Source organism: Tepidimonas fonticaldi (genome assembly GCF_007556755.1).
GTDB classification, from domain to species: Bacteria; Pseudomonadota; Gammaproteobacteria; order Burkholderiales; family Burkholderiaceae_C; genus Tepidimonas; species Tepidimonas fonticaldi.
Window position 1 is genome coordinate 1 of sequence record NZ_VJOO01000041.1, and the last position, 15,009, is coordinate 15,009.

The following is a 15,009-nucleotide window of genomic DNA, read 5'->3' on the forward strand; positions in this document are numbered from 1 at the left end:
TAGGGAACCTCTGCACTACCCCGCCCACTCGTTCGTGGCGACGAGTTCAGGGTCAATATCGTTTCGTAGGATGGGATCGAAACAGATGCTGAACGGTTCTTGGGCTCCAGCAAGCCCCTTCGTGGGCCCTCTGCAGCCTCATCCGGCCCCAGTGAGCCCACTGCGGGCGCACTTATCCCGTCGCAGCCAGCAAGGCTTTGCGCGCCAGCCACAGATTGACCAGCGCAAACAGGACGTTGAGCTGCGCGCCGTTCTTGGCCAAGCCTCGATAGGGCGTCTTGCGGTAGCCAAACTGGCATTTGAGTACCCGAAACGGATGCTCACCCTTGGCACGAATGCGCGCCTTGGTGCGTTCCAAGGCATCCATCACCTGACCAAGAAAAGTGCTCTTGTCCAATGCCCGGCGCTTGCCCGGCCGCATGGCCACGTGCCAAGCGACTTGCTTGCCCTGGTTTTCCGCTCGCTTGTCCACTCCCTGATAGCCCGCATCGGCAAAGACGTCGGTCTCTTGCCCGTGCAAGAGCCGATGCGCCTGCGTCACATCCGAGACGTTGGCAGCGGTGGCCACCACCGTGTGTACCAGCCCTGTCTCGGCGTCGACCCCAACGTGCGCTTTCATGCCGAAGTACCACTGGTTGCCCTTCTTCGTCTGGTGCATCTCAGGGTCGCGCTCACGGCGGGCGTTCTTGGTCGAGCTGGGAGCAGCAATGAGCGTGGCATCCACGATGGTGCCGCTCTTGAGCATGAGGCCACGCTCGGTCAGGATGCGATTGACCGTCTCGAGGATACGCTGGCTCAGGCCGTGTTGCTCCAGCAGGTGGCGAAAGCGCAGGATGGTGCTCTCATCCGGCACGACATCCACCCCCAGGTCCAGACCAACAAAGCTCGCCAGCAGCGGCGTGTCGTACAAGGCTTCCTCCACCGCCGGGTCCGACAGACCAAACCACTGCTGCAAAAAATGAATCCTCAGCAGCTTCTCTACCGCAAAGGGTGGGCGCCCACCCTTGGGACCCGCCTTCGGCGCATACGGCTCGATGAGTGCGACCAACTCTGCCCACGGCACCACACGGTCCATCTGCTCCAAAAACGCACGCTTGCGGGTGCGCTTGGCGCGCAGCTCAAAGCCCGTATACATCGGCGCCTCCAGACTCATCTGCTTCATGTCGCTATTGTCCCATCCCGGCAGTCTGGCAGGAAGGTTTTGCAGACCTTCCTTAACACCTGAGCAGGAATTCACTGGGTCAATACAACCCCAAGCACCCGCCGATCACGGAAGGCGAGGCCGAGGCCTACCTCGCCCAGGATCTGAAGACGGCACTGGCCGCCACGCTGCGCTTCTGCCCGGTGCTGGCCACCGAGCCCGAGGGGCGGCTGGCGGCCATCGTGGACTTCACCTTCAACCTGGGGGCAGGGCGGCTGCAGACATCGACGCTGCGGCGGCGGGTGAACCAGCGGGATTGGACGGCTGCCGCCGCTGAACTTCGCCGGTGGGTGTACGGCGGCGGGAAGCTGTTGCCGGGGTTGGTGGCGAGGCGCGAGGCTGAAGCAGCACTGCTGCAGATCGCCTGAATTGGTGCGGCGCTGCCCAACCCTCGGCATCAACTCGGCGGCATGGGCTGCATTGATATCTTCTCCGTCACCCGGTCATCCAGCCCCAGTTCCCGCAAAGCATTCTGCGTCTCCTCCAGGGATTGCTTCGAGAGGCCATCCGATGGGCTGACCTCGACCGAAATAGTGAGCTTCAAGCCTGGGGTAGCGGCAAAGCGTGAGAGCACCTTGGTGTAGAAATTCATCCATTTCTGTGGAGGCACCTCGCCAGACCATCGGATGCCGGCAATCTTCGCTGGCCCGGCAACAGGCGGGGTCGGTGCCGGTTGCGGTTCAATCGGTGTACCACCTGGTTCCGCACCTCCACCTGTCCCTGTTCCAACTCCCGTGCCGCCTCCTTCCACGGGAACCCCCACCGGCGGTGGTGTGGTTTGAGCATCCAGGTAGGCTCGTGCCACTTCAGCCGTGATGACGAACATGTCATCGGAGAACTCGATGTCTGCCGGGCTGACGCTCTGATTGAAGGCGAATGGCTGATACTTGCCGGAGGTGCCTTTCCCCACGTAGGCCAGTATTCCACTCTCGACACCGCGCGCGATGGTTTCCTTGACCGTCTCCGCGTTCAGCAAGCGCGGAAAGACTGGCGACGCGTAGAACGCATCGCGGACCGACTTGGTCGCCCATTCCTTGAAAGCGGGCGGCCAGTTCCGCACCAGGAAGTTCGGGCTCACACCCTTCTCCACGTCGCCATCGGCAGACAGCCGGTTGAGGATGTTGGAGATAGGGGTATCCGCCGCGCTGGAGTGGACGAGCCCGAGATCGACCATCTTCACCGTGTTGTCCTTGGCCAGCAGGAACAGGTGCTTGTAGGCTCGCCAGATGGACTCCTTCAGGTCACGTTTGGCCTTGTGGATGTTCTCGGCGAGCTGCTTCTTCTGCGCCTCATCGAGCTTAAGATCATCCGCCTCGTCTTGAATTGCCTGCCAGGCCAAAATCTTCCGCGCCTCTTCCCGCATGGGCTGAGCGGAATCCGGCACCACCCAGATCAGCGCGCTCTTGAACGTCCGCGCCGTCGTGCCGCATTCCCTGATCATCTGCTCCGCGAACTGGCGGGTCGCCTTCTCGTCTTCCATCGTCCGGTCCAGGTCGGCGACGAGGAAGCTGATCACAGGCCGGTCGGAGATCTGAATGCTCTTCTCGGGGAAGAACACCCGCTCGACAAACTCCTTCGGCGCGAAGATCCTCTGAATCTCCCGTTTGACCTCTTCGTCCACCTGAGGCCCCTGCACGGTCGCCCGACGGTCGGCGAATCGCTTGTTGAGGTTCTCCTTCAGGCTGAACTTGTACCGGGTCTTCTCGACGTTCAGGTAGTAGCAGGCGTCGGTCAGCGCCTCCAGGACGGTCTCGATGTTCCCGATGTCGCTTCCGGGTTCCCCCACGGCAAGCCGGATCTCTGGGACACTGGCCTCTTGGGCCTCAGCGCCGACCTGCCCGCCGTTGGATTCAAAAAAGATCGTGGTGGCCACCTTGCGGTGGAGCCTGGCCTTCTTGATGGCATCGATGGCCTCGGAATCGAGTCGCACGGCATGCGCGTCCTTCTTGCCGGCGATATCCGTGGTGACTGCCGCCTCCAGTTTGGTTTCACCTAGTTGCTCGAACACGGCGGCACGGAACATGGGGTCGTCCAGCGGCGCCGTTCCCAGTGTGATCAAGGGATCGCGCTGCGCCCCCTTGTAGCCCTCCTGGTAGGCCCGGGACACCCATAGGGCCAGTAGTCGCAGGACGCCGCGCGTTTGTTGGAACCGGGGCAGGGTCTGCCACTTCCGCTCGAAGACGGAAATCACCATCGGATGGAACGGGTAGGTGGCGCGGAATTCGTCGCGGGCCAAGTCCGGATTGATCAGGTTCGGCAGCTGCAGTCGATTCTCCTGAATCCAGTTGGCATAAGCTCGGCAGGCGTCCTCAGCGTCCTTGTTGAGGATCACCCGGCCATCCGGGGTCACGGCCCGCTCGTCCCATTCGAACAGCCGGCGGCGGATGATCTCAGAGGTTTCCGATTCCACCGACACGATCACCGCCTTGCCCAGGCGATCCAGGAGATTCTTCAAGCGCTGCTGATCCGCTTCATCCTTGTCCGTGTAGGAGAGTTCCGAAGCCGGGATCGAGCCCACCAGCACCGCGTTGTGGCGCCCGCGAACCGTCTCAGACAGCGCCTGGATGAAGTTGTAGAGCTTGTTGTGCCAGCCCCGGTCGCGGTACGTGCTGATGTAGTTCAGCACCTCGTCCATCAGGATGAGGCAGGGGCGATCCGAAGGCAGGAACTTTTCGATCACATCGCCCTTGGGTTCGATGAAGTCCGCGTCGTGCTGGGCGACATGGGCAAAGGATTCCTCCCCTCCCAATTGCCAGGCGAGCTCGCCCCAGGGGGTTCTGCGCCGCGGCGTGCCGTCGTCACCGCCACGACCGGTCACGGAATCGAACTCCGTGCCGACGAAGACCGCCACCGCGCAATTGTCGGGGATGGTCTGAATGCCTGCCCGCTGCAGAATCTTGGTGACACCACGCCAGCCGTTGCCGGCCGATCCATGCCGCGCCAGGTGATAGAGCAGGGTCAGCGCGTGGGTCTTGCCGCCGCCGAACTGGGTGGTCATGTTGAACACCGCGCTCGTTTCGGTGGTAATGCCGGAGAGCCTTCGCATCACTTCCGCACCCAGGCCCGTGAGGTTCTCGGTCAGGAATGTCCGGTCAAAGAAGGTCGCGGCGTCACGATAATCCTTGGGCGCGGTGCCCAACCGCACCTTGTCCAGATGAACGGCGAATTCAGAGGCGTCGAGCGGCTTGCCCTCCCGCAAGTCTTCGCGCGGCTTCACTACGTCATACCAGGGTTTGAGTTTCATCGTTGTCCTCTATAGCCGTTCAAATCTTCCAGTATTCGTGTCCAGCAGCCACCAGCCGAAGTAGCCGAACGGAAACGTCCCCGATTCGCTACGGGAACCCACCACCAGCAGCGTGGCCCCTTCGAGTTTCACCCGGCCCGCAAGGCCCATCGCCTCGACCACCTCCTCCCGCAGGTGGCGCAGCAAGGCGGGTATCTCCTCTCCGTTCCTGCGGTAACAAAACACGATCCGCAGCTCCGCTCGCACCGACAGCACCTTCCAAAGCGAGTAGGCGATCTGGTCTTCCCGGGCGCTGTTCTCCAGCTCCATCACCGCCACCGGAAACCGCCAGCGCTTTTCGCCCTCAGCGAAAGCCATCACATCCAGCGCCAGGTACTCGCTGCGGTGGATGGGTAGCAGTTCCAGCTTGTGCCCCTTGGCGGAGGCCATCAGCCCCAGCCCCGAACAGGTTCTGATTGCTGCCTCGGTAAGCGCCCGCGTCCAGGCCCCGAGGTTCGCAGCGGAAGCCGCCTGCTTCAGCTCACCGGCCAGCTCGCCGGCCTGGACGACGGCGAAGAATGTCTCCCGGAAACGTGCGACGAGGCCATCCACCATCTCACAACCCCAGGCCCTTCTTTCGTGCCAGCACGCCGTCGACCCAGCGCTTCTCGCTGGTCGCAGAGGGATACAGTGCGGAAAGCGCCTGCGCCAGCCGCCAGAAGTGTTGATCCCGCCCGGCACCATCCTCGACCAGAAAGCGCTTCAGGGCCTCGCCGCGCCCGGCGGCGAACAGGATCATCGCCTGATGCACCCGGTCCAGCGTGGTCTCGCCGATCTTCTTCACGGTCTTCTCGCTCCACGTCTTATCGTCAGAACCGGCTTTTGTAAGCTCTCCGAACAGGTCCATCTGCGCAGCCTTCTTCTTCCGTCCGCTGGCTGGCGCATCGGCCTGCTCCTTGCCAAAAAGATAGGCCGTACGCTCGGAGACGGGCAGCAGCCGGGCGGTCTCCCCTGAGATTTCGACCACATGGGTCATGTCTTCCAGATGCGCACCCAGGCCCTGGGCAATCTTGCGCGCGGCGTCGTATTCGAGGACGAAGCCGCCCTTGGCCTTGGTGCTCTTGCCCTTGGTTTCCTCTTCCTCGTCGGCCTCCTCCTCGTCACCTGGCGACTCGTCTCCATTAGTCGCGCCCGCGTTCAGCGTCCATAACCACATGGCGGTCAGCCGCGCATCGGGCTCGAAGCCGGCGGTGTCGGCGTCCTTGAAGACCTGGGCCAGCGCCTCCTTGGCCACGGCGGCCCAGACCTGCTCCAGGTATTCGCGCAGCGTCACCACTTCGCCGCTCGCCTTCTCCACCCGTGAGTAGCGGGAAAATATCTCCAGCGCCGGCCCCAAGCAGGCGAAAATGGCGTCCGCGCCGACTACGCCTTCCTCGGCGAGACGTGGCATCCATTCGTGGATGCGACGCGGGAGTTCGGACAGAACATCGCGCCAATCGCCGATGTCCCCACTGCGCACAGAACCATCAGGGTTTTCACGCGGACGGCAGACGAGGTGTACTGAGGAGGCGAGCGCAGCTGATCCACTAGCACGCATTCTTACAGCCCGTTCTGTATCGATCGGCCAAGATGCAGTCACAATCCAACCTGCGTTAATGATTGATGAAAGCATTACCTCCCACCCTTGTGTCGTCTTGTGCGCAAACACAATTACTGACACGCCATGCGGAACAGTTATTCTTCTGGCCTCGGATAATGCGGACTGCATTCCGGCTTCAAAATATTCCTTTGTCTTGAACGCATAGATTGGATTACGCTCGGCTAGTTGAACAATCTCGCCGCGCTTCGGCGTAAGGTGTTCAGCGAACAGCCTCGGGTGTATCCCTCTCAACATACGCTTCAAAAATACGTAGAAGAAATCTGATAGGTCAGCGTAAGGCACTGCATCGTAGTAGGGAGGATCAGTTACGACTGCGGCTACTGAGTCGTCTGGCAACGGATGCTCAGTCGCCGTCGCCTGTTCCACAGTTGCCGTACCACCGAAGCCATTCGCTGTGCCTTCCACAACACGTACCACCCAGTCGATGGCACCATCCAAATCCCCGGATGCCCCTTTCACGGGCTTGATCTCGGCAAAATCCCATACGATACCAAGTGCTTGACGACCAAAGGTTCCAACTACAAATTCCCCTTTGGGTTGCCACCAACTGAGACTACTCAACTGGGCAGATACTCTGTCTACAGCAAGCGCAAGGCATGTAACAACGGCATGTCTCAACTCGGTATCACTGATCTCGCGGGAAAGATTCTCGGCGAGTTGGCGGACCAACCGGATTAAGATGACAAGTGAGATGAGCTGACGGGGGGTGAACAGATAGCTCCACTTGGTTGCGTCAAGCAGGTGAATGTTGAATATGCTCCTGAGATAGGGAAGAGCCTCGTCAGGAACGTCATCCGGACAATCCTGCCTAAGTCGATCCAGCGCCACAGATGCGCGCTTTATAGCGTCCATGTCTTCCGCAATGGGAAGGCGGTACTGCCGTCCGGAGCCATTAGCGGCGGTCGTAACTACCGCCAACAATCTAGCGTCTGCTGCGCCGCTAGCTCTGCCCCGAAATTGGTTCCGGACATTGGCTGCCGGAGTCGTGTAACCACAGCACGGGCACGTTGCTGAACTTCTTCGCAGAATCTTCCCAACTTCATCATCCGTTCCAGGACCAACCTTTAAGTCGAAAGCTACGGTTCTTGAGCTCTTATCGCACTTGACTTGTAGATGGACTGAATGCTTGCCTCTTTGCGCAAGGCAGGTCGACCGAAACAACGGCACCTGCGCTCCGCAACCTGGTCCTTCACATTGAATGGTTCGCGCCCAGAGGTAGGCAATGGGCGTCGCCCCGTCCGGGTCCTTCGGGTAGAACTCTGCCAGTTCCTTTTCCGCTTCCTGCTTGATCCAGGCGCCCCACTTGCGCACCTCGTCGGCCAGCCGTTGGCCGTACTTAGGGATGTATTCGAGGACGACCTTGTTGAGCAGGACGGGAATCGGGTTGAGGTCGCTGGCGAAGGCATCGGCCCCCACGCGCAGGGCCTCCAGCGGAATCGATCCGCCTCCAGCAAAGGGATCTACGACCAGCGGCCGCGTGCCGGACGCACCGCCCAGGGCCTCGTGCGCGGCCTGAGTGAGGGCGCGGCTGGTGTCCAGGTATTCCTTGACCTTGGAGTTGTCCCAGTTGGCGAAGTCTGCGATGAAGTCGAGCAGCGCATGGCGCAGTTCGGTGGGATCGTCGAGCCCGCCCGCATCTTTCTGGATGGCCACGAACCGCGGAAAGCTCTCGGCGCTCGTCAGGCCCAGGTGGTTCCGCGCCCAGTCCAGCATGGCCTTGCGCGCTGCCTCACGGAACGCCGGCGGGCAATGCTCGTCGGCCGGGTCTGGCCACAGCGCCGCGCAGATGACCGCCCGGCACGCCGCCAGCGGCCGTCGCGCCCACCAGATGTGCAGCGTGGAGATGTGCCCGTGACGGATGCTTTTCTCGCGCCGCGAGTGGGCGGAGATGCGCTTGATGGGCAGGTCGACCTCGATGAGGCGTTTGGGATAGGTCATGCCTGCCATGTTTGGAAAACCCCCCGCAATTCTTCGATGACTCTCCGCAATGAGTCATCGGCTGCCACAGCACGGTTGAAATCCATCGCTGCAACGACGTCCTCGGCGAACTCGATGCCGCCCAGGCTTGGCGTCACCCCGGACGCCCGGATGGCATCGATGAGCATTTTCTTGTAGCGCATCCGCTCGCATTTCTGGTCTGGTGCATTACACCCGCGACCGAAAACGGTCTTGAACGCAGCCGAGTCGAGCAGCAGCCAGCGTTCGATATGCGGGTCAGGGACGGCGCAGATCACACGAAGGGCGGATTTGCTGGTGACATCGTTGATTTGCCTCAGGCGCTCCACCAGCCCCTTGCAGTTCGCATCGGTGGCGACGACGACGAGGTCCGGCAACCTGTCCCGCCCACGCTGCAGGTCGCGCAGGAATTGTTTGAGTTCGTTGACCACCGCGCCGTGGCCACGGCGGGCGTTGCGCCAATCCAGATGGACTTCGACACCGTATTCTGCGGCCAAGCGTTGAAGCAGCGCCGCGAGGAATGCCTGGTGAGCAAAATCCTCGACAAAGAGGGCGACCTCACGCATCGAAATCCCCCCGCAGCATCCGCTCGGAGACGGTGAGGTTCTCCGCTTCCATCAGCGCGCGATCCACCTCGCCCTTCTTTGCCAGCGCACCCCATGCCGAGAAAGGCTCGATGCGCGTTTCGCCATCGACCCGCTTGCAGACGAACAGCGATTCGTCCGACACCAGATCGGGCAGGAGCGGCGAATGGGTGGTGACGATGTATTGGGTTTCGCCGGAGGATGCGCGCGTCTTCAGGAGTTCGGCTACGAGCTGGATTCTGCGCGGATGGATGCCGTTCTCCGGTTCCTCGAAACCGATCAGCGAGGGTTGTTCCCTGGCGCCGGCCAGGGACAGCAGGCCCAGGATGCGCAGGGTGCCTTCCGAGAGGATGCGGGCGGGAACCGGAATGCCATTTTCCTTCAGGGTGAGTTCGACCTCGCCGAGATTGCTGACTTCCACGCCGATGCCCTGCACATTGGGCATGATGGTGCGCAGCGCCTTTTCGACAGCTCGGAATTGCCTCTCGTCCAGCGCCTTCAACGTGTTGAGAAAGGATGCCAGCTCCTCGCCCATGAGCCCGATGTGGCGCACCTCCTTGACGGGATTGGCCGCGCGCATCCTCTCCCTGGGTTCGAAATAGAAGAACAGCCAGTTCTCCAGTTCCTTGCGCATGGCCACCAGATGCGGGTAGTGGGGCGGGTAGTGCGGCAGGGAAAGGATGCTGTGATCCAGGTAGCGCTCGTAGTAGCTCGGATGCGCCTGGCCTTCCAGGCGCAGATGCAGGCGGTTGCCCTCGCGGGAGAGGAATGGCCTGCGTCTTCCGGTCGGTTCGCCTTTATCGGTAAGCGCCGCGAGATATTCATCGGCCACCCGGAGGATGCCGGACTTGGGCAGCATTTCCACTTCGATGCGGTAGCGCAGGTTCCGCTCGCGGACGGCGCTGGCAGTCTTTGCTTCTTCGCCAGCTTCACTTTCCTGGCTGCTCGACCGCCGCATCTCCTTGATCTGTCGATTGACTGCATCGACCACCGCGTCCGAGAGCCGCACATCCACCTCGATGGAAAAGGAAAGCCGGTCCTTCTCCAGCGAACCCTTGATTCCTTGCTCACCAAACGTAAAGGATTCGAGCGGCTTGCCCCGGTAGGGCGGCTCGAAGGCTTCTTTGATCGTCCTGGAGGTTGCAAGCTTGGAGAGCAATTGCAGGCAGTCGAGAAAGTTGCTCTTGCCGGCGGCATTCGGGCCGAACAGCACGAACAGTTCGGACAACCTCACCTCGACGTTCTTGAGAGATTTGTAGCCTTGGATATGGATTCGGGTCAGCATGTCGGTTCGTCTCCTTTCTCGGTCCGATAAGCGGCCCGATCTTCACGCAGTTCCACCGGCTGGCGGATGGAATCGGCCTTCAGCCGGTAATGCTCCACCTTGACGATCGGCTGCCAGTCGAGCGTTGCCGGATTGCGCAGGATGTTGACCGTCGGATTCGGCGTCGCGCAGTGGAAAACGACATACAGCCAGTAGTCGTTGGCGAGGCGTTGGGCAGTCTTGTACTCGTTGGAAGTCAAAGCGATCTCGCCCGTGTGCGCCCGTCCCTTGACCTCGATGAAACGGACGTCGATGGCGGTCTTGGGGTCCTCGGGGTGCGGTCGGCGCGAAATGAGGTCGAAGCCGCGGTTGTCGGCTTCCACGCTCTCCACCACGCGGCCTTCCGCTTCCTCGTGGGCGATGACAGCCTGGACGGCGATGCGCTCGATCTCGGGGTCGGAGACCATCGGGGCGATGCCCGGTGCGGCGCGCTCCGGATGGGGCAGCACCCAGGCGCGGCCGATGTGCTGGATGTCGCCGATGGAGCATTGCCGTTCCTGCTCCAGTTCGCGGCGGCGGCTTTGCAGGCGATGGTCGAGCTCCAGGAGTTTGTCTTCCGAGATCTTGATGCGGCCTTCCAACCCCGGTTCGGTGGAGCCGCTTTCCTTTTGGGAGATGAGATCCGCCAGCAGCAGGTTCTCCCGGTTGATGATGGTGTTGAGCGAGAGCTCTATATGGCGGGAGATGGTAGCCACCTCGCGTTCACGCTCGCGACGCGCTTCCTCCAGCAGCGGGTTCAGCGCCTGTTCCAGCAGGACGACCTCGACCTGGTTTCGATCCGGCAGCTGGGCATCGTCCGGAACTTCGGATGGGGTTTCCGCAGCAGTGAGGTCAAGGAAGATCGTGGGCTGTTTGATGGCCGTCTTCCCGTCCATGCCGGTTTGCACGACGAACAGCCGACGGCTTAAGACATTGCCCCGGCCGTCGCGAATGGAGGCGCTGAACACGTCCAGGCGGTAGGGCGCCTGACTGTGCAGGTCGAAGAACACGGCGCCGCGCTTGAGGTGCTCCTGCACCTGCCTCAGGACGTCCTCGCGCACCACCTCGAAGAGCGGATGGCCCGGCGTCACCCATTCCAAGGTGGCATCCTGCTTGAGCAGTTCCTTGTCGAAGACGATGTTGCCGTACTCGTGCCCGAGCTTGCCAAAGCGGGGCTCCAGGCGTTCGCCGGTGGGCCACAGGTTTCGTGGAACCCGGCCCAGCCGGTAGGCATGGGTTCCCGCCTTAACAGGCTTGGGTGACACCCCGGTAAGCGGGCCGGCGCTGAGGAAGAAATCCTCGATGACCTCGGGCACCAGCCGTCGCTCCTTGGCCTCGGCGGACTTGCCCACGATGGCGGACAGGTTCAGCTCCTTCTTGGCGAGCCCCTCCAGCGTGGACTGGGTGATGTTCTCGAACCGCTTCCGATCGACCTGCTCGACGATGCGCTGCTTGATCAGCTCTTCGGTCATCTGATTGTGCGCGTACATGTCGCGCAACATCTTTTCGAGCTGGTTCGCGGGGAACACGTCGCCTAGGACGTTGAAGATCTTGCCGGTGCGCTTTGGGTCCAGATCGTCCTGGATCGCCTCGATGCGCTCGAAGAGCTTATGCAGCACGCGCCCCTCGCGGGTGTTGGTCGAGACGAAGTTAAAAATCAGGCAGTCCTTCTCCTGGCCGTAGCGGTGGATACGGCCCATACGCTGCTCTAGGCGCACCGGGTTCCAGGGGATGTCGTAGTTGATCATCAACCAGCAGAACTGCAGGTTGATGCCTTCGCCGGCGGCCTCAGTGGCAACCAGCACCTGGGCCGATTCCCGGAATTCGCGCTCGGCGAAGATGCGCGTGCCGGGGGTGTCGCGGTCGCCGATTTTCATGCCGCCGTGAATCTGCGTGAGGCTTAGGCCCCATTCGCGCAGCTTGCCGAGCGGCCGCCCTTCGCGGCCGTCGCCGGCGAGGAAGTCCAGGGTGTCCTTGTGTTCGGTGAACACCAGGAGCTTCATCTTGGGGTCGGCGAACACCCCCTGCTTGGTCAGCAGATCTTTCAGGGCGGTGAGCTTGGTCTCGACCTCCCGCGCCTCCAGCTCCCGAGCGTGGTTGATCAGTTTGGTCAGCTCGGCGATCTCTTCGCGCAGCGCTGCCGGATCGACGCTGGCGACGACGTCCTCGAGCTGGGAGATGATTTCCTGCTGTTCTTCGTCGGTCAGGTCCTCGAAGTCTTCCGGCAGCCGCTTGTTCATCTGCTCCCGGCGGTAGCCCTCGGGGTCCTTGAGGATGCGTTCGCGCTTGTCGCGCATCCGTTCCAGGCTGCGCCGCACGGCGTAAAGGCTGGAGGCGAAGCGGCGCTGGAGCATGGCCATGGTGAAGGCGAGCGCCCGGCCACGGGCCGAGTCGTCCGCTGCGGCCTTGATGGACTGGTCTTCGACGTAGCGTGTCAGGCGGTCGTAAAAGTCCAGTTCCTCATCCGAGATCTGGAATTCCGAGGTCGTAACGTTACGCCGGGTGAACAGCGCCTTGACGTGGCCGGTTTCCGGCTCGGGGAACGTGACCAGGGCCTCTTTGACGCGGCGCAGATAAAACGGTGCCTCGTGCCGCGCCATCGCTTCCTCCAAGCTCCTGATGTCGCCATAGACGTCGCGGTCGAGCAGTTCGAGAAACAGGCAGAAGTTCTCCGGGTCGCCCTTGTGTGGCGTTGCCGTCATCAGCAGATAGTGGTCGGTCATGTTCGACAGCGCCTCGCCGAGCTGGTAGGCAAGGGTCTTCTTCTCGCTGCTGTAGGCGCTCATCTTGTGCGCCTCGTCGACAATGACCAGGTCCCAGCGGCTGCGCAGCAAAGAATCCTTGGCGTCTTCGATGCGGGAGACCCACGACACCGAAGTCACTACCTGGTTCTTCTCCTGCCAGGGGTTCATTCCATAGTTGGCGCGGAGGACATCGCTACGGATGACCTCGAAGTTCTCGCGGAACTTGTCCTTCAGCTCGCGCTGCCACTGGAACGTGAGGTTGGCGGGCGTGATGATCAGCACGCGCTTGACCAGGCCGCGAATCTTGAGCTCCTTGATGAGGAGGCCGGCCATGATCGTCTTGCCAGCGCCCGGGTCGTCGGCCAGGAGGAACCGGATACGTGGCAACCTCATGAAGTAGTCGTAAACTGCTTCCAATTGGTGGGGCAGCGGGTCCACGCGGGCAATGGACAGCGAGAAGTACGGGTCGTACTCGTAAGCGAGCCCCAGGCGCATCGCTTCGATACCGAGGCGGAATTTGCGGGCATCGCCGTCGAAGGGCTCGTGAGCTGGGGAGGCCGTGAGGAGAGAGAGCTGCTCCGCGGTCAGAATCGGCTCATAAACCGAGTTGGATTGGGTTCCCTTCCCGACCAGTTTGACCGAGGCGCCCATCGGAATCGCGACGATGACCTGGACGGGCTCTGGAAACAGAGGCCCGCGCACGGTGATGTTCGGTTTGAGCTCTGCGGCGTGCATTATTCGTTGCCCTTGCTTCCGTCCCCGGGTGTGCCGGCGTTCGTCTGTCGCCTGATCCACAGATCGATTTCCTGGCGCCGGAATCGCCACGTGCCACCGACTTTGAATGCGGGGATCTTCTTGCCCGCCGCCAAGCGATAGACCGTGCGTTTGCCTACCTTGAGGTAGGCAGCCACCTCGTCGAGCGTGAATATCTCTCCAGTGTCGTCTTTCATCGCTTCCCCGCCCGGCAACAGGACTGCGACCGGTGATGATGGTAATCTTGACAAGGATACGGCAAACTTGTGCATCTTTGAACAGCCAAGCGGCGGGAGGGGGGATGACAGATAGCCAAGGCGGTCGGCAGGTGAGCCAGTGTATTGACCCAGTGAATTCCTGCTCAGGTGTTAAGAAACCTCTGCACAACCCAGCCTATTCGTCCCAGAGGACGCGGTGATGGCAGACTTTGTTTCACATGACGGGATCAGGGGGAGATTTTGAGTTATTTCCCGCTCCAGAAGCCCCTTTCGTGGGCCTCCTGAGGCCTCGTCGGACCCCAGTGGCGCCGTGGCGGGCGCACTTATCCTGTTGCACCCAACAACGCTTTGCGCGCCAGCCACAGATTGACCAGCGCAAACAGGACGTTGAGCTGCGCGCCGTTCTTGGCCAAGCCTCGATAGGGCGTCTTGCGGTAGCCAAACTGGCATTTGAGTACCCGAAACGGATGCTCACCCTTGGCACGAATGCGCGCCTTGGTGCGTTCCAAGGCATCCATCACCTGGCCAAGAAAAGTGCGCTTGTCCAATGCCCGGCGCTTGCCCGGCCGCATGGCCACGTGCCAAGCGACTTGCTTGCCCTGGTTTTCCGCTCGCTTGTCCACTCCCTGATAGCCCGCATCGGCAAAGACGTCGGTCTCTTGCCCGTGCAAGAGCCGATGCGCCTGCGTCACATCCGAGACGTTGGCAGCGGTGGCCACCACCGTGTGTACCAGCCCTGTCTCGGCGTCGACCCCAACGTGCGCTTTCATGCCGAAGTACCACTGGTTGCCCTTCTTCGTCTGGTGCATCTCAGGGTCGCGCTCACGGCGGGCGTTCTTGGTCGAGCTGGGAGCAGCAATGAGCGTGGCATCCACGATGGTGCCGCTCTTGAGCATGAGGCCACGCTCGGTCAGGATGCGATTGACCGTCTCGAGGATACGCTGGCTCAGGCCGTGTTGCTCCAGCAGGTGGCGAAAGCGCAGAATGGTGCTCTCATCCGGCACGACATCCACCCCCAGGTCCAGACCAACAAAGCTCGCCAGCAGCGGCGTGTCGTACAAGGCTTCCTCCACCGCCGGGTCCGACAGACCAAACCACTGCTGCAAAAAATGAATCCTCAGCAGCTTCTCTACCGCAAAGGGTGGCCGCCCACCCTTGGGACCCGCCTTCGGCGCATACGGCTCGATGAGTGCGACCAACTCTGCCCACGGCACCACACGGTCCATCTGCTCCAAAAACTCACGCTTGCGGGTGCGCTTGGCGCGCAGCTCAAAGCCCGTATACATCGGCGCCTCCAGACTCATCTGCTTCATGTCGCTATTGTCCCATCCCGGCAGTCTGGCAGGAAGGTTTTGCAGACCTTCCCT

The 15,009-nt window shown here is 61.6% G+C and carries 9 protein-coding genes and 1 pseudogene; 1 reads left to right on the forward strand and 9 read right to left on the reverse strand.

The window, feature by feature from the left end; translation table 11 throughout:
* Window positions 1–172: 172 nt before the first annotated feature.
* Window positions 173–1,162, reverse strand: coding sequence for an IS5 family transposase (locus Tfont_RS13245; protein WP_143969781.1), 990 nt, complete (start codon window positions 1,160–1,162; stop codon window positions 173–175).
* A gap of 86 nt (window positions 1,163–1,248) precedes the next feature.
* Here Tfont_RS13245 and Tfont_RS13250 point away from each other — a divergent pair.
* A pseudogene (locus tag Tfont_RS13250) lies at window positions 1,249–1,569 on the forward strand (lysozyme); the annotation flags it as partial.
* A 29-nt stretch (window positions 1,570–1,598) separates the two neighbouring features.
* Here Tfont_RS13250 and Tfont_RS13255 read toward each other — a convergent pair.
* From Tfont_RS13255 to Tfont_RS13290, 8 genes are all read right to left on the reverse strand, one after another.
* The gene (locus Tfont_RS13255) at window positions 1,599–4,445 is read right to left on the reverse strand and encodes an ATP-binding protein (protein ID WP_143969782.1); all 2,847 of its coding nucleotides are present in this window, start codon (window positions 4,443–4,445) and stop codon (window positions 1,599–1,601) included.
* A 9-nt stretch (window positions 4,446–4,454) separates the two neighbouring features.
* Window positions 4,455–5,039 (reverse strand): hypothetical protein, encoded by a 585-nt coding sequence (locus Tfont_RS13260; RefSeq protein WP_143969783.1) that lies wholly within the window; start codon window positions 5,037–5,039, stop codon window positions 4,455–4,457.
* A 1-nt stretch (window position 5,040) separates the two neighbouring features.
* Entirely contained in the window at window positions 5,041–8,022 is a 2,982-nt protein-coding gene (locus Tfont_RS13265; RefSeq protein ID WP_143969784.1) for a DUF1156 domain-containing protein, read from the reverse strand.
* Window positions 8,019–8,606, reverse strand: a complete 588-nt coding sequence (locus Tfont_RS13270) for a DUF4276 family protein (protein ID WP_143969785.1) — start codon at window positions 8,604–8,606, stop codon at window positions 8,019–8,021. The genes Tfont_RS13265 and Tfont_RS13270 overlap by 4 nt, the downstream gene beginning before the upstream one ends.
* Complete coding sequence (locus tag Tfont_RS13275) at window positions 8,599–9,909, reverse strand: AAA family ATPase (protein WP_143969786.1); 1,311 nt, start codon at window positions 9,907–9,909, stop codon at window positions 8,599–8,601. Before Tfont_RS13275 ends, Tfont_RS13270 begins: the two co-directional genes overlap by 8 nt.
* On the reverse strand, window positions 9,903–13,406 hold the full coding sequence (locus Tfont_RS13280; protein ID WP_143969787.1) for a protein NO VEIN domain-containing protein: 3,504 nt from the start codon (window positions 13,404–13,406) through the stop codon (window positions 9,903–9,905). Before Tfont_RS13280 ends, Tfont_RS13275 begins: the two co-directional genes overlap by 7 nt.
* Window positions 13,406–13,621, reverse strand: a complete 216-nt coding sequence (mads1, locus tag Tfont_RS13285; protein WP_143969788.1) for a methylation-associated defense system helix-turn-helix domain-containing protein MAD1 — start codon at window positions 13,619–13,621, stop codon at window positions 13,406–13,408. The genes Tfont_RS13280 and mads1 overlap by 1 nt, the downstream gene beginning before the upstream one ends.
* Before the next feature lie 344 nt (window positions 13,622–13,965).
* Window positions 13,966–14,955 carry an IS5 family transposase gene (locus tag Tfont_RS13290; RefSeq protein ID WP_143969789.1) on the reverse strand — a complete coding sequence of 330 codons (990 nt, stop codon included), beginning with the start codon at window positions 14,953–14,955 and terminating at the stop codon, window positions 13,966–13,968.
* Window positions 14,956–15,009: the final 54 nt, after the last annotated feature.

Coding starts and splice junctions, on each gene's coding strand:
- Tfont_RS13245 (WP_143969781.1), bottom strand. CDS start 1,162: ATGAAGCAGATGAGTCTGGAGGCGCCGATGTATACGGGCTTTGAGCTG.
- Tfont_RS13255 (WP_143969782.1), bottom strand. CDS start 4,445: ATGAAACTCAAACCCTGGTATGACGTAGTGAAGCCGCGCGAAGACTTG.
- Tfont_RS13260 (WP_143969783.1), bottom strand. CDS start 5,039: ATGGTGGATGGCCTCGTCGCACGTTTCCGGGAGACATTCTTCGCCGTC.
- Tfont_RS13265 (WP_143969784.1), bottom strand. CDS start 8,022: ATGACCTATCCCAAACGCCTCATCGAGGTCGACCTGCCCATCAAGCGC.
- Tfont_RS13270 (WP_143969785.1), bottom strand. CDS start 8,606: ATGCGTGAGGTCGCCCTCTTTGTCGAGGATTTTGCTCACCAGGCATTC.
- Tfont_RS13275 (WP_143969786.1), bottom strand. CDS start 9,909: ATGCTGACCCGAATCCATATCCAAGGCTACAAATCTCTCAAGAACGTC.
- Tfont_RS13280 (WP_143969787.1), bottom strand. CDS start 13,406: ATGCACGCCGCAGAGCTCAAACCGAACATCACCGTGCGCGGGCCTCTG.
- mads1 (WP_143969788.1), bottom strand. CDS start 13,621: ATGAAAGACGACACTGGAGAGATATTCACGCTCGACGAGGTGGCTGCC.
- Tfont_RS13290 (WP_143969789.1), bottom strand. CDS start 14,955: ATGAAGCAGATGAGTCTGGAGGCGCCGATGTATACGGGCTTTGAGCTG.